The following is a 22,548-nucleotide window of genomic DNA, read 5'->3' on the forward strand; positions in this document are numbered from 1 at the left end:
CATGGATCACGCCCCGGACATCCGCCTCCAACCCGGCAAGACCATCCCCGTCGGCCCATCGTTCTGGCCACGCCTGCTGCGCCGCGAGACCTACCAGCAGGACGCTGCCGCTTTCCTTCTCCACAACGCCCAGACCTTCGGCGATCTGATCTACTTCGAAGCCTTCGGCCGGCCCATTCTCCAGTTCAATCACCCCGACCTGATCCAGGAGATGCTCGTCCGCGACGCGCCGCACCATCACCGCAATCTCGTCATGCAGCGGTCGAAGGCCGTCCTCGGGGAGGGGCTCCTCACCTCCGAAGAGCCCCTGCACATGCGCCAGCGGCGTCTCGCCCAGCCTGCCTTTCACCGGCAGCGCATCGGCGCGTACGGCGAGATCATCGCAGGCTACACCGAGAAAATGACCGCGCTCTGGGCCACCGGAACCACGCTCGACGTCCGCGCGGAGATGCTCCTGCTGGCCCTTCGGATCGTCGGCAAGACACTCTTCGATACGGATGTCGAACACGAGGTCCACAGCATCGCCGCCGCCGTCGACTCTTTTCAGGGCTTTCTTCCGCTTGCCTTTCTTCCCTTATCCACGCAGATCCAGCGCCTACCGCTCCCGGCCATGCGCCGCATCCGACGCGGCCGCGAAGAGCTCGACACGCTCATCTACCGCATGATCCGCGAGCGCCGCGCCGACCCACGCGATCGCGGCGACCTCCTCAGCATGCTCATCGCCTCGGTCGACGAGGAAGACCCCACGGCAAGCATGACCGACCGCCAGGTCCGCGACGAATGCCTTACCGTCCTTCTCGCCGGCCACGAAACGACGGCCAACGCCCTTAGCTTCGCCCTCTGGCTTCTCGCTCAGCACCAGGAGATCCAGCAGCAGCTTGCCCAGGAGTCCGCAGCCGCGCTTGAAGGACGCCAGGCTACCGCGGCCGACTACCCGAAACTTCCTCTGGCGGAACAGGTCTTCGCCGAAGCTCTTCGTCTCTACCCACCCGTGTGGGTCACAGCGCGTACCGCAGCCGAGAACTACGAGTATCGCGGCATGACGATCAAGAAAGGCACGATGCTCGTAGCCCCGCAGTTCGCTGTCCATCGCGACCCGCGCTTCTACGTCGATCCATTGGCCTTTGCCCCGGCCCGCTTCACCTCGGCGATCAAGGCCACCCGCCCGCGCTACGCCTACTTCCCCTTCGGAGCCGGAAGCCGCCAATGCATCGGCGAGGGGCTGGCCTGGATGGAAGGCGTGCTCATCCTTGCAACGATTGCCCAGATGTGGCGCCTGTCCCCTGTCCCGGGCGGGCCGAACACCATCGCCATCAGCCCATCCGTCTCCCTGCGTCCGAAAGGTCCCGTTCTCCTTCACGTCGAGCGCCGAACCAGGTAGCCAATTCCGAAAGAAAGTGGAGCAAAAAACGGGACGCAGGCTATATGGCCTGCGTCCCGTTTTTCAAGTGCAACAGTAAGGTCTACTTCGCGGCGGCTTCGATGAAGGGCAGTCCGGTCGGAGAACCATAGCCCGTCACGTTATCCCACCCCTTCGTCACCTTCAGGGAGGTATCCGTGCCAAAGCTCAGGGTGAACCACGATCCGCTGAATGGGCTGTTGTAGATCGCGCTCAGGTAGTCGACCGTGCCCTCGAGAGGGTACGCAAGTTGTGCTGACGAGTAATCCCTCACACCGGCCTTCGTGATAATCAAACCAGTCACGTTGGTCGGCGTTGTGTAAGGCAGGATGTCCGTGATTGCCGGGGTCCCTGCAAGCTTGGCGACGATCGGCGCCGCCTGACCGAGCAGCGTTCCCGTACCGTGGAGGAGTCCAGCTTCCTGGTTGGCGACCGCCCATACACCCGAGAACATCGGGCACGAAAGACTCGTACCTCCGATCACGCTGAGGTATTGCGCGCCGTCCACGGAGTAGATGAACTCCGCACCGGTGTACGGGTCTGCAACCATCGAGACATCAGGCTGCTGACGGTTTCCGCCAGGGAGAGACTGCTGCCATGAGGGCTGGCGGAAGTAGCGGCTCTCTCCTCCACCCGATCCTCCAATGTTGCCTTCGAACAGTGGAGGAGCCAATGGCGCTCCCGTGCTGGAAGCCAGCTTGGTCAGGTTGTTGCCCCAACCCGTCTGGAACTTGAAGTCGTTCTTGTTGGTAAGCGCGACGCTCGTCCCACCGACCGATGTGGCATACGGTGAGGCGCCCAGATCGCTGACCGAGTTCTGTGATATTCCGAGTACCGCGTCAAGATCGCCATCATCGCCGCTCGAATAGTTGACCGAGATTCCAAATGCCGCGCCGATCTCCGTCACGAGGTTGGAGATAACGAGCTCTTCGGGGTATTCGTAAAGATCCACGAGCTCGGCCCCGCTATAGCTATTGCTGATGACGCTGCCGAGTCCATTGACGATTCCGTAGAAAAGGGTTCCGGAGAGATCCGTATCGTAGTCGCTTGGCGAAACCAGAAGGATGATGTTCGCCCCTGGAGCCATCGCATGCGCCCACTCTACGTCGAGCGAAGTCTCTTCAGCCCAGCCCTGTGCATTCGCCGCGGTCGTCGCCGCCGGAGCCCCACCCGGGTACACCACCTGGAAATTGTTCGCCGTCAACTTCGGAAGTCCGTTCAGCGTCGAAAACGAATTGGCGTCCTTCATGATGGTCGAGGATCCATAGGCATCCACGATGACGATCGTCTGTCCCGTGCCGTCGAGGCCCTTGGCATACGAAGGCTTCATGCCGTACGCCGTCGTAAGCTCCTTCACGTCGTAGCCGCAAGGAGGCAGAGTTCCGGCTGCTGTATTCGTAACGCTCTGACCATAGCGGTTTCCAACATATACCCCGATCGGAACCGCGGCGCCCGGTGTCTTGAACGTCTCGGTCTGCACATCACGGAAGCACTGACCCGAGAACAAGAGGCCATCCGATTGCGCCATCGGAATTCCGGCAAACTTCTTGCCGGTGTCCGGATCCGTCGGGTGCAGGACCGTTGGGTGGAACCGGTTCGGCGAGATTCCGGAGATGGACGAAACCAGGGTTGCAGCGACACCGGTCATCGTCGGAGCCACGGTCGTGGCCCGGACGACCTCGCCCTTGATGCTCAGATTCTTGATCTGCGTATGAAACGCAGTCTCCATCGTGGCTACCGTACCGGTGACCGCGACGAACATGTTGTTCGGCCCGGTCGACTTCACCGTCAGCCCCTGCTTCGTCAACTCAGCCTTGACCGCTTCGACCTCGGCGTTCGTTGGCGTGTAGGAAGAAAGATCGGTCTTTTTCATCCACTTATGAAAAGTGGCGGACTTCTCGTCGTAAAGCGAGTTGACCTTTGAGTCGAGTTGCGCACGATTGTGCAGGCTGAGCCAGACAGTGGCCCCGATCACCTGCGACTGATCCGCGTCGCTCACGCTCTCCGCAGTCGCGAACTTCGCTGTTTGTGCCTGGGCGGGAGAAGCGGTCAAAGACGTGAGCCCGGCGGTAAAGACGGGGACCAGGCCGAAGTGAAGAGCGCGAAGCCAAAACTTTGTTGCCATGCTGCCTCCAAAGAACTGTTTCTGATAGGTACGCGAACGGAAAAGAAGACGTGAATCCGCCACAAGTCGGGAGAGGAGAACAACAACGGACAGACGCGGCAATCTAACCCGCTGCGGAGGCAGGGAGGGAAATTCTTCAGGCGGGCAAATCTTTTTGTTTCGTCGTGCGGATAGGGTTACCACACGCGGACGGCACAAGCAAGAGGAACCTGACAGAAGCGCGCCAAGATGCGCACGATAAACAGAGGCGAGGGACGGTTTAAGCCAAGAGCACGCAAAGCCACCTCCTCTGCCGTCCACCGCCCGAGGTCAGTTCGAGAGCGGGCACAGGTCGTGCGCGCGCTTTAATGCTCCTGAGCCAGGGCTTCCCAGCGCGTCTCGCAATGAGGAAAAAGAGCTGAAGGGATTGGGACCCGGGGTCCGGGGTCATGCCTTGGGCTGGTCTGCGCCCGCTCCCGGCGCCATCGTCCGGGCGACGTTCCTACGACCGAGCTGAACGCTCGGTTAAACGCGCTCTGATCGCCGAACCCGCTCTCGAGGGCGACCTGCGGCAGCGGCCGGCTGGACTGCGCGAGCAACGTCTTGGCCCTCTCGACCCGTTGCGCCAGCAGGTACCGGTGCACCGTCACGCCGAACGACCGCTTGAAGGAGCGCGCGAAATGGCTGATCGAAAGTCCACACTCCCCCGCAAGACGCGCGAGCCTCAACTCGCCCTCGCACTCCATCTGCATCATCTCCGTCACACGCCGCTTCTGCCACGGTGCCAGTCCTCCGCGGAACCGAATCGTCCCCGGCGCACGCACGCCGTAACGCTGTACGAGGTGAGCGCAGAGCATCAGGCGGATCTGCTCCAGGAACAGGTCGTTGAATACATCCGGCTTGGTTATCGCGGGGAGAATCACCTGCGCCATCTGGTACAGAACCGGATCCACCGTTCCCTGCGGGCACTCGAGCAGATCGACACGCGCCAGATCGTTCTCCTCCGTAAACTGCCAGAGCATGCTGTGGGGAACGTGGAAACAGACTGCGTCGAAAGCGCCCGAAATCCGCCAGATCGGGTTCGATTCGAGACTGTAGATCCCAATCCGGCCGGCGCTCCATGCGTCAACACGCGTGTGCCCGCCATCGATCCACATCTCGTAGCCTCCCGCTGCCGCAGGATGCAGAGGAACAAGGATCAGAAACGCTCGCTCAGGAGGCATGCTCAGCGTTCGATCCCAAAACCCCGTCTCGGAACGCAGGCGCGTGGCCACGATCTTCGACCCGCCCGGCGACACCAGCGCAAGCGACGGGGACGCCTTCAGGTGAAAGTAACCCGAAAGTTGAGTTCCCTGTTGGGCGCTCGCCTGCGGCCTGCGGCGCGCGTTCTGTTCAGCGTGCGCTTTCTGCTTGCCGATCGATAGAAGCATGTGACCTGTCCTCCTGCGCTGTATGCCGTCACGCATGGTGTCTCTCCGGGTCCAACGCACCTCTGCCTGGTCTGCTTACCACGAGGCTAATGATTCGCCTCCGAACCCGCATGCCTAGACAGGATGGGATCCCGGGGGCTCTTTCGAGGGGCTCATCTTCTATTGCACAGGCGGAAGAACAAGCCTCCGCCCGTACAGCCTGGCATCCACCGAGTAAGCGCCCGGCCCAAGCAGCGCGAGCGACGTCGCGATCAGGATCGAGATCGAAAGATGCAGCGCATCGAGCCCGCTCATGCCCGGCAGCGTGGATACCTCGATCAACACGCAGCACGCACAGGCGGCCGGCGTAAATGCGCCCAGGCACAGCAGAATCGCCGGCACGCAGAGACCGGCGATCTCCCAGGGCGGCGCGATCGCCTGCCCCTTCGGAAACGCAAGGATCAGAAACTTCGCCGCAATCGACGTCCGCAGGATCAAAAGACCAACGCCCGCCGGACCTGCGGGAAACATCGAAAAGAGTCTCTGCACGGAGCGAGCCTAAGCCGAAAGAATGCCTGGAACAAACCTCGATAGGCATGGAGGAATGTGGCTCTTTTGAGGGGGGCAGCCCTATCTCCCATCGGAGTACGATGATTCGTACCTGACGGGTCAACGAGGACAGACGAGGTGATCTTCCCCACAAGACCGTGCACGTCTTCCTTTTTCCTCTGCGCGGCGATGTTCGGCCAGATAATGCAGGCTGCGCGGCGCGTGTCATCCTGCAAGGGTCAGCCCCAGCCTAACCCTTGCCAGTCTGCAACCGTGCAAACTCCCTCCACCGTCCCATCACTGGTCCTGAGCACCCTTGCCATCGTCGACACGCCGTTCACACCCATTCACTCCTTCGCGGGAATCCCGCTGTACAAGGGCCTCGGCACCCTCGCAGCACTTGCTCTCCTCGGCGTCCTCTACCTTTTCCGTCTGCGGAGAGAAGCCGCACGGGTACGTTGGCGGCTCTATCAACAGCTCGCCGAGCACGAGCGCCTCAAGCGCGAGCGGCACGACACCTTCTTCCAGGGCATGCAGGGTCTCCTCCTCTGCTTCCAAACCGGAACGTCCCTGCTACGAAAGGACGACCCTGCCCGGAGAATCTTCGAAGAAGCCCTGCAACAATCCGACCGCGTCATGACCGAGGGTCGTGATCTCGACGTGGACAGCCACCCGGTATCGCCCGCCTCCCACGATCTCTCGCTGGCCTACGCCGCCGCCGGCCAGGAGCTTCAGATCATCCGCCCCGCCGACTTCAAGGTTCTTGTCATCGGAGCATCCGAGAGCCTCCGAACCGCTGTCTTCGACGAACTCCAGCGCCTCGGCCGTGAAGCCCTCACCAACGCCTTCCGACACGCGAAGGCACGCCGCATCGAAGCCGAATTGAACTACCAGTCGAACGAGTTGCGCGTCTTCTTCCGAGACAACGGCGTCGGCATCGACCCAGAGGCTCTGTGCCGCGAACCCTCCCGGCGATGCGGCCTCCCCCGCATGCAGGAACAGGCAAGGAAGATCGGCGCACGGCTCGATGTCTGGAGCCGCGCGGGCGCAGGCACCGAGGTCGAGATCCGAATCTCCGCCGCTGCCGCCTACCGCTCCGCTCCACCACAGAGACGTTCCCCTTCGCTTGCCGGTATCGTGATAGAAAGCGAGGGATTCTATGACTGAGGCAAAGACGATCCGCGTCCTGACCGTGGACGACCATCCGCTGATGCGTGTCGGGCTCTCCGGCGAAATCAATGCGCAGCCGGACATGACGGTCGTCGCCGAGGCCTCCGATGGCGAAGAAGCCATCGAGCTCTACCGCCTCCATCGCCCCGACATCACCCTGATGGACCTCCGCATGCCCAAGCTCAGCGGCATCGACGCCATCACTGCCATCCGCCAAAGCTGTCCCACCGCCCGCGTCATCGTCCTTACCACTGCCTCCGGCGATGTCCTCGCTTTCCGCGCCTTCAAAGCCGGGGCCGCCGGCTATCTGCTCAAGAATCTCCTCCGCACCGACCTCGTCGAGACCATCCGCTCGGTCCACGCCGGCCATCGCCGCATCCCACCTGAGATCGCCCAGCAGATGGCCGAGCACGCCGCCGACGACTCCATCACCGCTCGCGAACTCGACGTCCTGCGGGGAGTCGCCCGGGGAAGCTCGAACAAGATCATCGCCTCCTACCTTCACATCTCCGAGCACACCGTGAAGAACCACCTCAAGAGCATTCTCTCCAAGCTCGACGCCAGTGACCGCACCCACGCCGTCGTGATCGCCCTTCGCCGCGGCTTCCTCGAGATGTAGCCGCGCGTCAAGGACTCTGCTGCCTGCGCAAGTCCCTATCTTCGTAGCGAATTCCATATCCATGCGCCCCGCACGTAACGCTCAACCCGTTTCACCAAAGCCTTCCAAATGAGAAGTATCCAACGGATCGCCGCCTCGCTCACCTTGGCCCTCTTCCTCGGGCAGGCCGCCGCGCGCGCTCTTTCCTCCGGTCCCGAACACGACCTGCAAGGCTTCCGTCACGCCGTCTGGACCGCACAGGACGGGATCGGCGCCGTCTTCGACGTCATGCAGGCCCCCGGCGGCTATCTCTGGCTCACCACCTCGAAGGGCGTCCTGCGCTTCGACGGCGTTCGCTTCCAGACGATCGAAGAGGTCACCAACGGAGCCGTTTCCTTCAACGACATCTTCTCCGTCTTTGTCGCGTCGAACGGAGGCGTCTGGCTGACCACCCGCACAGCCGGTCTCCTGCTCTGGCAGAACGGCAAAATAACCCCGTACAGCGACCGCCGCTGCACGCCCACCGCGCAGTTCCAAGGCATCTTCGAGGGTGCCGACGACTCGCTCTGGATTCAAGCCGCCACGGGTCTCGCTCACCTTAAAGGAAACGTCTGTGAGCAGGTCGGCCCCGATCGTGGCTACCCCGGTGGCCTGCCTCTCGGCATCTTCACGGACCGCGAAGGCTCCGTCTGGGTGAAGACGCCTCAGGGAGCAATCATCGTCCTCGCAAAGGGGCAAACGGTCTTCCAGCCCACCGGGTACACCACCGGCCCGTCCTCCTCGATGGCCTTCCTCCACGAAGCCCCCGACGGAACCATCTGGATCTCGGATGCACTCGGCTTCCACCCCTTCAAGAAAGCCGGAGCGCCTCCCCTGCCTCCGCCGCCAGGCAAAATCGCTCCTGAAGGCTCACCCTTTCACGACTTCACCTTCGGACCTGATGGCTCACTCTGGGCGATCGGTCCCAAGAGCGTCCACCGCTATGCACCCATCCCCCCGGAGGGCATCCCTTCCGCGACCGGAGCTCCCGGCGAGACCTTCACCCCAAAGCAAGGCCTGAGCGCGAACGTCGTCTCGAAGATCCTCGTCGACCACGAGGGAAGCATCTGGCTCGCCACCAACTCGGGGCTCGACCGTCTCCATCGCACCGCGCTCACCACCCTTTCCCTCCCCGAAGCCGACGAACACGACTTTGCCCTCGCGCCGGGGGACAACGGATCCATCTGGGTCGGCAACGAGAGCCTTCCGCTCACCCACGTCCTGCCCGGCGGCACCACGACCACCTACCCCCAGGCGAGCAGCGTCATCTCGATTCGCCGTGACCGAAGCGGAACCATCTGGTCCGCGGGCCGGGGCGGCCCGAACCTCTGGCGATCTTCCGGTTCCGGCCTCGAACTCCTCCATCAACCGAAGGAAGACACCCAGCCGGTCTTCGCCCTGGCCGTCGACCGCAACAACGACCTCTGGATCACCACACGCGAAGGCGAGACCTTCCAGCACGCGGGCGATCAATGGATCCCCCGCAACAAGGACCTCGAACGAAAAGCCGGGAATCTCGGCGCCATGGCTGGCGACCAGGCCGGAAATGTCTGGCTCGCCTTCAGCCGAACCCTCGCCCTCTGGAACGGAAGCGCGTTCCGTCGCTTCACCTACCCCGACGGCGCCCTCAACGTCAGCGCGAGCACCATGAGCGTCCGTGGCGATCACGTCTGGCTAGCCGGCCGTGGAGGCGTCGCTCTCTTCACCCTCAAAGACGGCCAGGGTCACTTCTCGCGCCTTCTCTTCAAAAATCATGACCTTCCCGGCCGGGTCTCCGGCGTCGTCGAAACCGCAACCGGCGACCTCTGGATCAACGGCTTCTCGGGCATCACCCACGTTTCTGCCGCAGAGCTCACAGGCTGGCTACACGACCCCGCTTCGACCGTCTCCGCCGAGCGCCTTGACGCCCTCGACGGCCTGCCGGGCCTATCCGGCGAGCGCTTCCCCGAGCCCTCGGTCATCGAGTCCGCCAGCGGCCGTCTCTGGTTCGCCACCAGCAAGGGCGTCGCCTGGCTCGACCCCGCTACGCTTGAAGGAAACCGCAACCGTCTCCCGCCGCCCGTCACCATCTCAGCCCTGATCGTCAACGGCAGGAGCTACCCAGCCTCGAACGCCCTCGTCTTCCCGCCCCACACCGAAAACCTGGAGATCGACTACACCGCGCTCTCGCTCGCCATCCCCGAGCGCGTCCTCTTCCGCTACAAACTCGACGGCGTCGACAAGGACTGGCAGGACGCCGGAACCCGCCGCCAGGCCTTCTACACCAGCCTCCCGCCGGGCCCGCACCGCTTTCACGTCATCGCCTGCAACAACGATGGCGTCTGGAACGAGACCGGCGCTGACCTCGCCTTCACTCTGCAACCCGCCTTCTACCAGACCGGCTCGTTCCGCGTCATCGCGGTGCTCGTCTTTGCCGGCATCGTCTGGCTCCTCTTCCGCCTCCGCATCCGGAGCATCACCCATGAGCTTCAGGGTCGACTCGCCGAGCGGCTTGCCGAGCGCGAACGCATCGCCCGCGAGCTCCACGACACCCTCCTGCAGAGCCTCTTCGGCCTGACCCTCCGCTTTCAGACCGCCGCCCACCGCCTCCCCGCCGGCGACCCCACCCGCGCGGCCCTCGACGACGTCCTGAGCCAGTCCGATAAGGTCATGCGCGAGGGACGCGAGCGCGTACTCAGCCTTCGTGGGAGGTCCGGCGCGAACATCGATCTCACCGAAGCCATCGCTGAAGTCGGCCAGCAACTCCAGTCTCTTCACCCGGCCCACTTCGAGATCACATCCGATGGCCGTCCACTCCCACTCGAAGACCTCATCCAGGAGGAGATCGTCCTCATCGTTCGCGAGGCTCTCGTCAACGCCTTCACCCACTCCGGAGCCAGGACCGTCTCGGCTACCGTCGCCTACCGTTCCCACGCCCTCCATCTCTCTGTGATCGACGATGGTTGCGGCATCGACCCCGCCATCCTCAAGGCAGGCAGCCGCGACGGCCACTGGGGTCTTCCCGGCATGAAAGAGCGCGCCGGCAGGATTCGCGCAGAACTGCGGATCGGTGTTGGCCCAGGTGGGGGAGCCCAGGTCGAACTCCGCGTCCCATCCTCCGTTGCGTATCGGCCGGTACGACGTGCCCGGTTTCGCTGGAACCCATTTTCGAGGGGGCGTCGCCCCGTGGCGCCCCATCCCGTCGAGGTGTCCGCGATCGTGGATGACCCAACGCTCTCCGGGCAACATCAAGGCGGCTAGCGCGGAAACTCTTTCTCCGCCAGCCGGAAAGAGCAAAAACAGCCGTTTATGCCAAGAATTCGTGTTCCCCACACGCTACGGTGAACGGAGCGAGAGAGCCAGCACACACCATGTCCGCAACCTATAAGGCAGTCGAAGTCACTTCTCCCGGTCAGTTCACCGCCGTTGAGCGCCCCCTTATCGATCCAGGCCCCGGACAGGTCCGCATCCGCGTCGAAGCCTGTGGCGTCTGCCACTCCGACGCCGCCACCGTCCTCGGACAGTTTCCCGGCCTCACCTACCCCCGCGTTCCCGGCCACGAGATCGTCGGCAGGATCGACGCCATCGGACCAAACGTCACCCGCTTTCAGATCGGCCAGCGCGTCGGTGTCGGCTTCTTCGGCGGCGAGGACGGCACCTGCGAGCCATGCCGCCGTGGCGACCCCACCCAGTGCCTCCACCCCATCATCCCCGGCATCACCACCGACGGCGGATACGCCGAGGTCGTCATCGCCGAAGCCCGCGCCGCCGCCATCATTCCCGAAGAGCTGACCCCAGCCGAAGCCGCACCGCTCCTCTGCGCCGGCGTCACCACCTTCAACGCCCTGCGCAACGCCGGCCTGCGCTCCGGCGATCTCGTCGCCATCCAGGGCATCGGCGGACTCGGCCACCTCGGCGTCCAATTCGCCTCCCGCATGGGCTTCCACACCGTCGCCATCGGACGCGGAGCCGACAAGGCCAACCTCGCCGCCGAACTCGGAGCCCACGAATACATCGACGGCGCAGCAGAAGACCCTGTCGCCGCTCTCCAGCGCCTCGGCGGAGCCCGCGCCATCCTCTGCACCGCCCCCAGCGGCAAAGCCATGGGCGAGCTCATGGGTGGCCTCGGCGTTCGCGGCAAACTCATCATCGTCGGAGTCGCCGACGACCCCATCGAAGTCTCCACGCTCTCCGTCGTCTTCGGGGCCCGCTCCATTACCGGAAGTCTCGTCGGAACCTCCATCGACGAGGAAGACACGCTCGCCTTCAGCGTCCTCCAGGATGTTCGCCCCATGATCGAGACCATGCCCCTCGCCCGCGCCGCCGAAGCCTACGCCCGCATGATGAGCGGCGCGCCCCGCTTCCGCATGGTCCTGCTCACCGGTCAATAATGCGTCGGCAATCCTTCTTCGACAGGTGACACGCCTTCCTGTGCCATAATCACAGACACCGTCAAGTCACTATTGAAGAAGGACTTAGCCATGCCCGAAGGCGAGAGCAAGTCAAAAGCAATTCGCGAGTGGATCGCCGGCCTGCTGCTTCCGGTTGCGATCTTCGCCTACACCCTTTCCAAGGATCGCGCCGACGAGCAGCAGCGCGAACTCGACCGTGTCGCCACCATCATCAAGAGTCTCGGGAGCACCTCCGAAGCCGAACGCTCCCTCGCCCGCAGCTACATCACCTATCTCTCCCGCCACAACGAAGCCCCGCAGGAAGCCCTCGACCTCCTCCAGGCCAACTACGCCACCGCCTCCACCCCCGCCGAATCCGCCGCCATCCGCCAGACCATCGAGACCGTCCAGCAGCAGGACACCAAACAAGCACCCAACACACCATCCGTCGTCAACAACCTGCCCTATAAGGTCTTCCTCCAGATCCGCGACAACGACGACCGTCCCACCGCCGTGTTGGTTCAGCGCGCCCTCATCGCAAACAACATCCTGGCCCCCGGCATCGAGTTGGTGGCCGACCACGGCCCCGACAAGAACACCGTCTTCTACTTCCACCCCGAAGACCTCAAAGAAGCCCAGACGATCTCCAAAAAGCTTACCGACGCTGGCATCCCCGCCGAGCCCGTAGACGGCAGCCAGTACACCTCCTTCAAAGCAATCAGCGTCCCCCAGCGGCAATTGGAGATCTGGCTTATCAAAGGCGCAAAACCCACAAGCAACCAGTAGCTCAGCCGTTCGTGAGCTTCCCGATCATCTCTCGCCACTCCGGCCAACGCTCCACCAGCCACTCTCGGCTCTCTGCCTCGTAGTCGACAAACTCAAACCCCGGGCTCACCGTACACCCGAGCAAGGCCCACTTCCCCCCATCCACAAGCTTCGCCCCCTGCCAGACCCCACGCGGCACAACCACCTGTGGCCTCTCCCCCGCCGCCAGATCCATCCCAATCACCACCAGATTCCCCGTCCCATCCGGAAACAACTGCACCTGCTCCACCGCGTCGCCCGCGTAGAAGTGAAACACCTCATCGGACTGCAGCACATGCATCTCGCTGAACGTATCCGGCTCCAGCAGGTAGTAGATAGCCGTTCCCGTCCGCCGCTCCCCCTCATACCGCCCATCCTAGAACGCATCGGCGGCAATCATCTCGGAAGCCTCATAGGTCCGCACATACCACCCACCCTCACGCGGATGCGGCGTAAGCCCCAAAGCCTTCTTCACATCATCAGCAGTCATCATTTCCTCTCAGGGTATGCTGGTTTCATCCAGCAATCATCACAACCCCAAGGATAGGTGACCAGCCACCCATGCGGACCCGTCTCGAACACTACTTCGGCTTCTCCGCACTCAACACCACCTGGCGCACCGAGATCCTCGCCGGCATCACCACCTTCATCACGATGGCCTACGTCATCTTCGTGAACCCTTCCATCCTCTCGCTCTCCGGCATGCCCATCGCCGCCGTCACCGCCGCCACCTGCCTCTGCGCCGCCTTCGGCTCCATCCTCATGGGAGCCCTCGCCAACTACCCCCTCGCCCTCGCCCCCGGCATGGGCCTCAACGCCTACTTCACCTACACCGTCGTTTTAAAGATGGGAATCCCCTGGCCCACCGCCCTCGGAGCCGTCTTCCTCTCCGGCTTCATCTTCCTCTGCCTCACCTGGTCCGGCATTCGCCAGCGTCTCCTCGGAGCAATCCCCCACCAGCTCCACGCCGCGGTAGCCGGAGGCATCGGCCTCTTCATCGCCTTCATCGGTTTCCGCAACTCCGGCATCATCGTCCCCAGCGCCGCGACCACCGTCACCCTCGGCAACCTCCGCGCCCCCGCCACCGCCCTCGCCCTCTTCGGCCTCATCCTCATCGCCACGCTGCAAGTCCTCAAAGTTCGCGCCAGCATGCTCATCGGCGTCCTCGGCACGATGCTCCTCGGCGTCCTCTGCCACCAGGTCCACTGGGCCCCGACGCCCTTCTCCCTCACCGCCATCCGCGCCACCGCCTTCCACCTCGACATCCCCGGAGCTCTCCACATCGGAGCCTTCGAGATCATCTTCGTCTTCCTCTTCGTCGACCTCTTCGACAACATCGGAACCCTCGTCGCCGTCACCCAGCGCGCCGGCCTCATGGCCCCCGACCACACCATCCCCCGTCTCAACCGCATCTTCTTCGCCGATGCCAGCGCCACCGTCGTCGGGGCCCTCGCCGGCACAAGCACCGTCACCAGCTACGTCGAATCCTCCGCCGGAGTCGCCGCCGGAGGCCGCACCGGCGTCACCGCCATCACCACCGGCATCCTCTTCTTCCTCTCCCTCTTCGTCGCCCCACTCATCGGAGCCATCCCCACCTTCGCCACCGCCCCGGCTCTTATCCTCGTCGGAGCCCTCATGCTCACCGGCCTCGGCACCATCGAGTGGGACGAGCCCACCATCGCCATCCCCGCCTTCTTAACCCTCGTCACCATCCCGCTCACCTGGTCCATCGCCGACGGCCTCTCCTTCGGCCTCACCAGCTACGCCGCGTTAGAGATCTTCAGCGGCAAAGCCACCCGCGCCCACTGGATGCTCTACCTCCTCGCCGCCCTCTTCCTCGCCCGCTTCATCTATCTCGCCCACGGCTGACACAAAATTCACAGAAGCCGATGCAGAAGCTATGCGAGCATCTTTCTCAATGAAGGGCTTCTAAGTCGCGCCGGATTCAAAGACCTTCCAATTCTTGTCGAGAGCAACGTGCGCTTGGCAGCGGGGGGAAAGCTTGAAAAGATGGCCGTGGCAGAAAATTGCCTCCGCGCTTGCAGTCTCATTGATCCTCGTGGGCCTGGTGCCCCTGGCTTACTTGGGATGGTGGGGGAGCGCGCACAACCTCGAGCCGCTATCACTTCCCCTTCCACTCCGGCGTGGCACCTACACTTCTCCCCGCTTTCGAACGGACCTCGACGAGGACTACCAGATCGAAATCTATTTCGTGCCCTTCAACCGGAGCCCGCTGATTCTTGACTGGAAGACCATCGATGAAAGCGGCGCGCTGATCCAAAGCGGAAGCTACAAGGAAGATCAGCGAACAGGCGGGAACGACGTAATTCTCGAGCGGCGTTATCGGCCCAAACGCGGATCGTCCCAGAGAATCATCGTGACCATCGCTCAGGACGTTCAGGCGCCGGACGCCAACACGAAACTCCACATCGGTCTCCCGGAGAGAAGTCTCGCCCAGGGCTATGGATTCGCCGCGGCCGCGACCTGGGCCGTAGTGGTAGCGGGGGCTGGAGCGATACTGTTTTTCGTTCTTTCTCTCATGCGAGTGGGCCGAAGGCAGACTCCCTGAACCCTTGCAGGGGCTGCCTGAAAATGACCGCGCGCCCTCCATCGATCAAGCCGGTCGTTCGGAGGTATATTCGTTTCCAGACAAACAGTCCTTCCCGGGCCCAGGACCATGACTCAGCGGAGAAACGCCCAGAGGAATCATGCCGCACGACCCGACCGAACCTCCACCCCAGGACCCCACCCCAAGTGAGCTTGTCCTCCTGCACTGCGATCTCTTCGCCCCACTCCCACCGCTCACGCTGAGCGACCGTATCGCCTTCGAATGGAACCAATCGGCCGCCTACCTGATAGGCATGTTCTTCTCAGCAGCCTTCTTCTCCGCCGCCACCGAGGTCTCGCAAGACCACGTCCTCGTAGTTCGCGTCGTCACCGCGCTCATCTTCCTCGGGCTGCCCACCGTCTGGTGGCACAACCGCCGCTCCGCGAACCCAACTCTCGAGCGCGAGGGCCTCGACGTAGCCTTTCCCCTCGGAGACGCCCACCCCGTCATCCTCCAGGACTACGTCCGCCAGTCCATCTCCACCGCCCTCCTCGCCAGCGAGCAGCGCGGCCTCCTCACCCTCAAGCGCGATGGCACTCACCTCGCCGCCCACTTCAACGAGTCCGCTCGACCATGGCCGAAAGACAGCCTCGAAGATCGCCTGCGCCGCTCCCGCCCCATCTCTGTCCAGGACCTCGTCCACGACTGGCTTGCCGACGGCAGCAACTTGCCCTGGCGCCGAGCCTCGCGCCTCATGGAGCACAGCGCCGCCCTTCGCGGAATCTCGGCCACCAACCTCACTCCCAACGCCGCCACTGAGTACAAAGCCGAAGCTGCAAAGGTAAAAGTGTTGCTCGAGGCCTGCCAGACCCAGCGGCCCGCAATCTGGAAGGCCATGCAGGCAAGCATCGACGCCGCGTTGAAGTCGCGCACCGTGCCGCCCACCACGAAACAGGTCGGACGCATGACGGTCCCCGAGTACAACTACCCCGAGGCGTCAATCTCATCTCTCGACGCGGCTCCAGCCGTCCCGGCAGCGAGTACCGAAGCCGAGACGCCCAGCGCGCCGGAGATGAAGCCCGCGGGAACCGGATTTCTCCTCGTCTGCTCTCTCGCCTTCCTGGCCGCCGACGCTGTTGCGCTGTTCGTGTTCCACCACCAGAACAACGCCCAGGCCGCTGCTCTCACCGTGCTTGGAGCCTTCCCGGCAAGGCTCGTCGTGGGCTTCGTCTCGGAAAAGAAAATAGCGCGCCGAAAGCTTCTGCGCCAGAGCTATGACCTCCCGCCGGAGTTTCTTCAAACGCAGACCTGGCCCCAAAAGCTCTCCTCAGCACTCGCGGTCTCCGCGTTGGCGGCACTTCCGGTAGCGATCGAAGGACCCTGGGCCGCCATCGTCCCTCTTGCCTTCTTCGGCGTCGCGATCGGCATGGCGCAGAGCTCGAAGTTTGGCGCGCAGCTCTCCTCCGAGATCGTCGCGGCACGCGTTCGGGCGCTCGCAGCCGCCGGCGCTCCCTCCGCCCTGCCAGACGAATCCGAATACGTAGAACTCCCAGCCACGGCTGCTCCTTGCCAGCAGCAAAGCCCGCTCATCCCGAACCAGCTCACCACGGCTCACGACCTTCCGCATCCCACGGGAGACATCGCGGACCAACTCAACCGCTGGACAACGCGTCGAGCACGCCTCCGCCGTCTCTACTGGCTGTCGCTCGGCCTTCTGGTAGGCGCATACACGCTTCTCACCATCGGCTTCCTATCCCTTGGGGACACACCCTGGCTCAATCAGGCAAACGGCTTTCTTGGGCCTCTGCCCTTCGGCCTTCTCTTCACCCTCGCAGCGACCGGCATGGCACTCTACGGGCTACGCAACAGCGATGCCGTGGAGGACGGCCAGGGCGACTCACGCCACGCCGTTCCGGCGTTCCTCATCGGCGCGTGGCGTGTCAATATCCTCGTCCAGGCACCCTTCCTGTTCACCGTCGGGATCAGAGCCGGGGCCGGCGCGGCGATGCACCGCCATCCCTACTTCGTCGTGTCGGCGTTTCTCCTCCTCGTCCTGCACTGGGTCTGGATGGAGCGTGCGAAATCACGCATCATGCTGGATCTTCCCGTCCCCGTCCCACGCAGGCTGGTCATGCTTCGTGTCTTCGGCAGCCCGTCCTTCGACGATCTTGTCACCCTCATCGGCCCGTGGCGTCGCGTCGGGCTCATCGAGCATCTTGAAGGCTTCGACACCATCGGCCAGCGGGGCGACGTGCAGACCGCCGTCGGCGAAGGACAAGTCGATCGCATCCTCGCGAAGAACTGGGCCGAAGTTGAAGAGCAGCTCCAACAGGCCTCGACCGGCCCGGACGCTGCCCTGCTCTTCAAGCGCCATGCCTTCCAATGCACCAATGCCACCTGGCGCGAGGCCATTCAGGCCATGCTTGATCGCGACGACGCCGTCCTCATGGACCTCTCCAGCCTCTCCGTTCAGAACCAAGGCTGCGCCTGGGAACTGGGCCAGCTTCTCGATCGCGTCCCGCTCGAGAGGGTCACCCTGCTCGTCAACGATTCCACCGACCTCGACTGCCTTCGCGGGATCCTCGATAACGCTGCCCGCCACATTTCACCCCAATCCCCCAACCGCACCAACCCCACGGCGACTTGGCATCAGATCCGCATCGGAGGCCTCTCGCAGCGCCAGCCCGGCGAGGACTACTACGCCTGGAAACGCCGCATCGATGACCGCCTCGACCCCATGCTGCTCACCTCGCGGCTCCTGGCGGCCGCAGGCTCCTCCAACCCCCGATCCACCGCTGCAGCCCCGGCGATCGCGCGTTTAGGTTGGGCAAACCGGCAATGGTGGCTATGGCTGGGCCTCTTGTCTCTCTCGGCCCTCTTGTCCGTCCAGCTTTGGAGATCACCGTAACTGGCCCTCCCTGCGTCACGTCCTGTCGCGCGATATCTCATACTCCGCGCCCCTCAGAATAAGCTCGAGCCCCTCCTTGTACCGCCGGTCATATCGGTCGAACAGTATCGACGACGCCTGCCGATGATGCGGAAAGATTGCCGGATCCAGCCGCGCGTTTCTCGCCTCGATCGAATACAACGGTGACCGTTCTCCCGGCGTAGGAAACACGGCCTGCTCCTCCATCACGAAGCTCAGCGTGTAGTTATAGATCGTGCTCAGCACAACCACCGCCCCCCGAACCGTGAAGCCCGATGCAACCATCCGAGCGCAAATCGTCTCCGTCGCCTTCAGCGGCTCAGTCGTTGTCAACCGCGTCCCACTTACCATGCGAGCACCGTCGCGATAAGCCATCAACGTCTTCCGCAGGCCATCCCCATAGGTCGACGCCCACACCTTCCAGTCGGCGGAATTGCGCCGTGGCAGCAGATTCGCCGCCCCTTCCGCGAGCACAGTGGTCGCCATCTCATCCAGCAGCTCCTCCTTGCTCTTGAAGTGCCAGTAGATGGTCGCAGCCTGAACATTCAACTCCACTCCCAGCCGGCGAAGCGTCAGTTGCTCCAGCCCGATCTCGTTCAGCAGCTTCAATCCCGCCCGCGTCACCATGTCGCGATTGATCTTCATGAATCCAGCATAGCGCGTTTGACATCTTTTTATTGAACGCTGTTAGATAATGTCTAACGTCGTTCAATAGAGTCTGCGGCCCGCACCCCGCCGGACGGCAGCCACAAGGAGATTAGCCATGAAAGCAGCCATCGTCACCGCCGCAGGCAAGACGCCCATCTACGCGGACTTCGACAACCCCATCGCCAAAGATGGCGAAGAGATCATCTCAGTCCGCGCCGCCGCGCTCAGCAACCTCACCAGGTCACGCGCCTCGGGCGCTCACTACAGCTCCACCGGCGTCTTTCCCGCCATCGCCGGAACCGACGGCGTAGGGCTCACGCAGGATGGCCGCCGCGTCTACTTCGCCATGCCCGAAGCGCCCTTCGGCTCGCTCGCCGAGTTCTGCCCCATCAATGCGAGGCGCTGCGTCGACATCCCCGACTCGCTCGACGACATCACCGCCGCAGCCATCGCCAACCCCGGCATGTCCGCCTGGGCAGGACTCGTAGAACGCGGACGTCTCGCCGCCGGAGAAACCGTGCTCGTCAACGGCGCCACAGGCACAGCCGGCAGGGTCGCCGTGCAGTTGGCGAAGTACCTCGGCGCGGCAAAGGTTATCGCAACCGGCCGCAACGAGACAGAGCTCGAAGAGCTGAAGCAACTCGGTGCGGACGAAGTAATCAAGTTCGCCCTAGACGCAGAACACCCGTCCGGAGCAAGGGAGTACGAAGAGGCCCTCAAGCAAACCTTCTCCAAAGGCATCGACGTCGTCCTCGATTACCTCTGGGGCGAGAGCGCGAAGACCGCAATCCTCGCCCTCGCGAAAACAGTGGAAGACAATCCCGTCCGCTTCGTTCATGTTGGCGGTGCCAGCGGAGAGCCGAACATCGAACTCCCCGGAGCAGTCCTGCGCTCAGCGGCACTCGAGTTGATCGGAAGCGGGGTCGGAAGCGTAAGCCGTAAAGGCCTCGTGCAGTCCATCAAGAACATTTTCGAAGCCGTCGAACCTGCGGGCCTCAAGATCGCAACCCAGGCCGTGCCGCTCTCGCAGGTCGAGTCTGTCTGGGATAAGGCCACCGGCAAGCCGCGCATCGTCTTCACACTCATCGAACCGGATCCTGCATAGAGTGCCCATGCCTGAAGCGGGCAGTCGTTGAATACGTCGCGGTGTACACTGATGCCATTCAGTGGCGCCTTCGACATCGGTCAACCGGCTGGATCGCCGCGAAACACAGGAGTGGTCCATGTCCCGCACCAAGACTGCCGATAGCCTGAGAGCGAAGCCCCAGGCGCTCTCCGCGAGCACCCTTTCCCTCTGTGCTCTTCTCGCGCTAGCCGCCGCGGCTCCTCGCGCCCTGCTCTCCCAGTCAGGAAGCGCGGCGCAACTCGATATCGATGCCACCAGGGTCGTCTCCCCGGTAAGCCCGACCCTGTACGGCCTCATGACCGAGGAGATCAACCACTCGTACGACGGCGGCCTCTACGCCGAGATGATCCAGAACCGCTCCTTCCACGAAACCTGGGAAGGCACGCCGCCGTGGGACCTCATCCGTCGCGGAACCGCTGCCGCTACCCGGTCCTACGATAAGACAGACGGCCCAAGCAAGGCCCTCCCCTACAGCCTGAAGCTGGCCGTCACCTCCGCTTCCTCCGGCAACGAGGCCGGCCTCACCAACCCCGGCTACTGGGGCTACGGCCTGCGTCCCAACACCACCTACTCCGGCTCCCTCTACGCCCACGCCGACTCCGCCGACATCGGCCCCATCACCATTCGCCTCGTCAGCAACGCCACCGGAACCACCCAGGCTCAGGCGCAGGTCGCCATCAAGCCCGGACCATGGGCCCGCTACGAATACAAGCTCACCACCGCAGCCATTGCCCCCTCTATCGCCAACCATATCGAGTTCACCGTCAGCCACCCCGGCACCGTCTGGCTCCAGATGATCTCGCTCATGCCGCCGACGTTCCACGACCGGCCCAACGGCACCCGCCCGGATCTGATGGAGCGCATGGCGGCCATGCACCCGAAGTTCCTCCGTCTCCCCGGCGGCAACTATCTCGAGGGCAACAAGGTCGAAGATCGCTTCGACTGGAAGAAGACCCTCGGCCCTCTCGTCGATCGTCCCGGCCACGAAGGCCCCTGGGGCTACTGGTCAACCGACGGCCTCGGCCTCCTCGAGTTCCTCGAGTGGTGTGAAGACCTCAACGTAGAGCCCGTCCTAGCCGTCTACGCCGGATACTCCCTCCACGGCACCCACATCGCCACCGGCAAGGACATGGAGCCCTACATCCAGGACGCCCTCGACGAAGTCGAATATGTAACCGGCGACGTATCAACCCACTGGGGAGCCGAGCGCGCCCGCGATGGCCATCCCGCTCCCTTCCCCCTCCATTACATCGAGGTCGGCAACGAGGACTACCTCGACCGGTCCGGCAGCTACACCGCCCGCTACGCGCAGTTCGCCGAAGCCCTCCACGCCCGTTACCCTCAGTACAAACTCATCTCCACCGACGGCAATAGCGACTACGAAACAAAGGTCCATTCCGATATATCCGACGAGCACTACTACAAGTCGCCCGCCGACATGATGGATATGTCTCAGCACTACGACAAGGTCTCTCGCACCGGCCCCAAAATCTTCGTCGGCGAGTGGGCCACGCGCTCTGGTTCGCCCACGCCCAACTTCGGCGACGCCCTCGGCGATGCCGCCTGGATGACCTCCATGGAGCGCAACAGCGATCTCATCATCATGGCAAGCTACGCTCCTCTCCTGGTCAACGTAAGCCCGGGCGGAATGCAGTGGCCCACCGACCTCATCGGATTCGACGCGGGAACCACGTACGCCTCCCCCAGCTACTGGGCCCAGTCTCTCTTCGCCGCGCACCTCGGCGACGGCACCGCGGCAAGCTCGATCTCCGGCGCGAACCCACGCTTCTTCTACTCCGCCACGGTAAGCACGAAGGAAAAGCAACTGCACCTGAAGCTGGTAAACGCTTCAAGCGTCAGTCAGCCGATCTCTTTAAAATTAGCCGGGGTTCAGAGCGCGGCGAAAGCCACAATAATCTCGCTCCATGGCGCAACGTTTGAAGCAACCAACACCATCAACACCCCCGACGCCATCCACCCGGTAAAGTCCGCCGCTGCTATCTCGGGCGGCCACTGGGATCACACCGTACCGCCGCTCACGATCGAGATTATCGACGTACCCTTGAGATAAGACCGTCACATCCCATCCCGCGTGGCCCCTGTGAGGGTGTTGGCAGTGATCTCGTGGACGCAGTAGTGGTCGCCGGGCTGCACGACAAAATCGAACTCGAGCTGCTTCTCATTGCCCTGGTACAGAAGAAGATCCACACCCGGGTCGACCCTCGCGTACTCCACCTTCCCGAAGCTCGGCACGTCCGTATGCCACTTCGAGGGATCGTTGCCTACAAGGGAATTGCTCGTGCTCGGAAGAGGCTCCAGCCCGGAGGCGTTCTTGACCCCTTCGGCTGCCCCGAGCAGGCTCATGTGGAGGATCGCCTCCGGCGTCCTCTCCGTAGCAGGGGCTCTCTTGGAACCGTCCCGGCGCCCATGGTGAAGCCCCGCGCCGACAAGGGTCAATTCAGCCTTGTCCCGGGCGAAGAAGATCGAATGGATCCCAGGCTGTTAAATCAATCGGGCAACGCGGAGGCATCGGCCAGATAGTTCGGCACGTCACTGCGACGAGCGGCCCCCCCGGCCTCCGGACCACCTTCCGGCCCAAAGGGCAAAGTAAGGAGAGGCTTCGGCACGCAAAGGCTTCCTGGGAGTTCGCGGCTACAAGGCAAAGAGTCGACGCGGTCGTAAAAGCTGTCTTCTTTTGTCGCCATCACTCCTCTATCGCCCGACGCACTTTCTTTCTTCGTTTCTTAGGTTGACACCGCTCTGAGGATGCGTAAACTTGCGCACGTTATCAGCACAGGAAACCTGCTGGTCTGGCACGCTTACCAGGACTGGCGTGTCTCTCTATCTTTCGCTGATTG

Annotated in this window: 16 protein-coding genes and 1 pseudogene; 11 read left to right on the top strand and 6 right to left on the bottom strand. The window is 63.2% G+C overall.

All coding sequences use genetic code 11. The features are described from left to right. Position 1: 1 nt before the first annotated feature. Positions 2 to 1,381 (top strand): cytochrome P450, encoded by a 1,380-nt coding sequence (locus GRAN_RS01900; RefSeq protein WP_128911324.1) that lies wholly within the window; start codon positions 2 to 4, stop codon positions 1,379 to 1,381. Between the two features lie 82 nt (positions 1,382 to 1,463). Here GRAN_RS01900 and GRAN_RS01905 read toward each other — a convergent pair whose 3' ends face one another. From GRAN_RS01905 to GRAN_RS01915, 3 genes are all read right to left on the bottom strand, one after another. After that, positions 1,464 to 3,524, bottom strand: a complete 2,061-nt coding sequence (locus GRAN_RS01905) for a S53 family peptidase (protein ID WP_128911325.1) — start codon at positions 3,522 to 3,524, stop codon at positions 1,464 to 1,466. Positions 3,525 to 3,868: 344 nt separating this feature from the next. Beyond that, the gene (locus tag GRAN_RS01910; RefSeq protein WP_161570795.1) at positions 3,869 to 4,933 is read right to left on the bottom strand and encodes an AraC family transcriptional regulator; all 1,065 of its coding nucleotides are present in this window, start codon (positions 4,931 to 4,933) and stop codon (positions 3,869 to 3,871) included. A gap of 159 nt (positions 4,934 to 5,092) precedes the next feature. Then, on the bottom strand, positions 5,093 to 5,443 hold the full coding sequence (locus GRAN_RS01915) for a hypothetical protein (protein WP_206662689.1): 351 nt from the start codon (positions 5,441 to 5,443) through the stop codon (positions 5,093 to 5,095). A gap of 291 nt (positions 5,444 to 5,734) precedes the next feature. Between GRAN_RS01915 and GRAN_RS01920 the strand changes: the two genes are divergently transcribed. The 5 genes from GRAN_RS01920 to GRAN_RS01940 all read left to right on the top strand — a co-directional run bounded on the left by GRAN_RS01920 (position 5,735) and on the right by GRAN_RS01940 (position 12,424). Further along, positions 5,735 to 6,628 (top strand): sensor histidine kinase, encoded by an 894-nt coding sequence (locus GRAN_RS01920; protein ID WP_161570796.1) that lies wholly within the window; start codon positions 5,735 to 5,737, stop codon positions 6,626 to 6,628. Beyond that, on the top strand, positions 6,621 to 7,250 hold the full coding sequence (locus GRAN_RS01925) for a response regulator (RefSeq protein ID WP_128911329.1): 630 nt from the start codon (positions 6,621 to 6,623) through the stop codon (positions 7,248 to 7,250). The genes GRAN_RS01920 and GRAN_RS01925 overlap by 8 nt, the downstream gene beginning before the upstream one ends. A gap of 108 nt (positions 7,251 to 7,358) precedes the next feature. After that, on the top strand, positions 7,359 to 10,508 hold the full coding sequence (locus GRAN_RS01930; protein WP_128911330.1) for a sensor histidine kinase: 3,150 nt from the start codon (positions 7,359 to 7,361) through the stop codon (positions 10,506 to 10,508). A gap of 110 nt (positions 10,509 to 10,618) precedes the next feature. Beyond that, positions 10,619 to 11,638 carry an alcohol dehydrogenase gene (locus GRAN_RS26575; protein WP_128911331.1) on the top strand — a complete coding sequence of 340 codons (1,020 nt, stop codon included), beginning with the start codon at positions 10,619 to 10,621 and terminating at the stop codon, positions 11,636 to 11,638. Between the two features lie 90 nt (positions 11,639 to 11,728). Continuing rightward, positions 11,729 to 12,424 (top strand): hypothetical protein, encoded by a 696-nt coding sequence (locus GRAN_RS01940; protein WP_128911332.1) that lies wholly within the window; start codon positions 11,729 to 11,731, stop codon positions 12,422 to 12,424. Between the two features lies 1 nt (position 12,425). Here GRAN_RS01940 and GRAN_RS01945 read toward each other — a convergent pair. Further along, a pseudogene (locus tag GRAN_RS01945) lies at positions 12,426 to 12,797 on the bottom strand (cupin domain-containing protein); the annotation flags it as partial. Positions 12,798 to 13,003: 206 nt separating this feature from the next. Here GRAN_RS01945 and GRAN_RS01950 point away from each other — a divergent pair. From GRAN_RS01950 to GRAN_RS01960, 3 genes are all read left to right on the top strand, one after another. Beyond that, positions 13,004 to 14,311 carry an NCS2 family permease gene (locus GRAN_RS01950; protein WP_128911333.1) on the top strand — a complete coding sequence of 436 codons (1,308 nt, stop codon included), beginning with the start codon at positions 13,004 to 13,006 and terminating at the stop codon, positions 14,309 to 14,311. A 133-nt stretch (positions 14,312 to 14,444) separates the two neighbouring features. Continuing rightward, complete coding sequence (locus GRAN_RS01955; protein ID WP_128911334.1) at positions 14,445 to 15,011, top strand: hypothetical protein; 567 nt, start codon at positions 14,445 to 14,447, stop codon at positions 15,009 to 15,011. Positions 15,012 to 15,150: 139 nt separating this feature from the next. Further along, entirely contained in the window at positions 15,151 to 17,898 is a 2,748-nt protein-coding gene (locus GRAN_RS01960) for a hypothetical protein (RefSeq protein ID WP_128911335.1), read from the top strand. A 15-nt stretch (positions 17,899 to 17,913) separates the two neighbouring features. Here the strand turns inward: GRAN_RS01960 and GRAN_RS01965 are convergent, their stop codons facing one another. Further along, on the bottom strand, positions 17,914 to 18,561 hold the full coding sequence (locus GRAN_RS01965) for a TetR/AcrR family transcriptional regulator C-terminal domain-containing protein (protein ID WP_128911336.1): 648 nt from the start codon (positions 18,559 to 18,561) through the stop codon (positions 17,914 to 17,916). Positions 18,562 to 18,679: 118 nt separating this feature from the next. Between GRAN_RS01965 and GRAN_RS01970 the strand changes: the two genes are divergently transcribed. Together GRAN_RS01970 and GRAN_RS01975 are read left to right on the top strand one after the other, a co-directional pair. After that, complete coding sequence (locus GRAN_RS01970) at positions 18,680 to 19,669, top strand: quinone oxidoreductase family protein (protein ID WP_128911337.1); 990 nt, start codon at positions 18,680 to 18,682, stop codon at positions 19,667 to 19,669. 118 nt (positions 19,670 to 19,787) lie between these two features. Further along, positions 19,788 to 21,761 carry an alpha-L-arabinofuranosidase C-terminal domain-containing protein gene (locus GRAN_RS01975; RefSeq protein ID WP_128911338.1) on the top strand — a complete coding sequence of 658 codons (1,974 nt, stop codon included), beginning with the start codon at positions 19,788 to 19,790 and terminating at the stop codon, positions 21,759 to 21,761. 5 nt (positions 21,762 to 21,766) lie between these two features. Here GRAN_RS01975 and GRAN_RS01980 read toward each other — a convergent pair whose 3' ends face one another. Continuing rightward, complete coding sequence (locus GRAN_RS01980) at positions 21,767 to 22,183, bottom strand: DUF7948 domain-containing protein (RefSeq protein ID WP_479680600.1); 417 nt, start codon at positions 22,181 to 22,183, stop codon at positions 21,767 to 21,769. Between the last annotated feature and the right edge of the window lie 365 nt (positions 22,184 to 22,548).

Source organism: Granulicella sibirica, assembly GCF_004115155.1.
In the GTDB taxonomy this organism is placed as follows: domain Bacteria; phylum Acidobacteriota; class Terriglobia; order Terriglobales; family Acidobacteriaceae; genus Edaphobacter; species Edaphobacter sibiricus.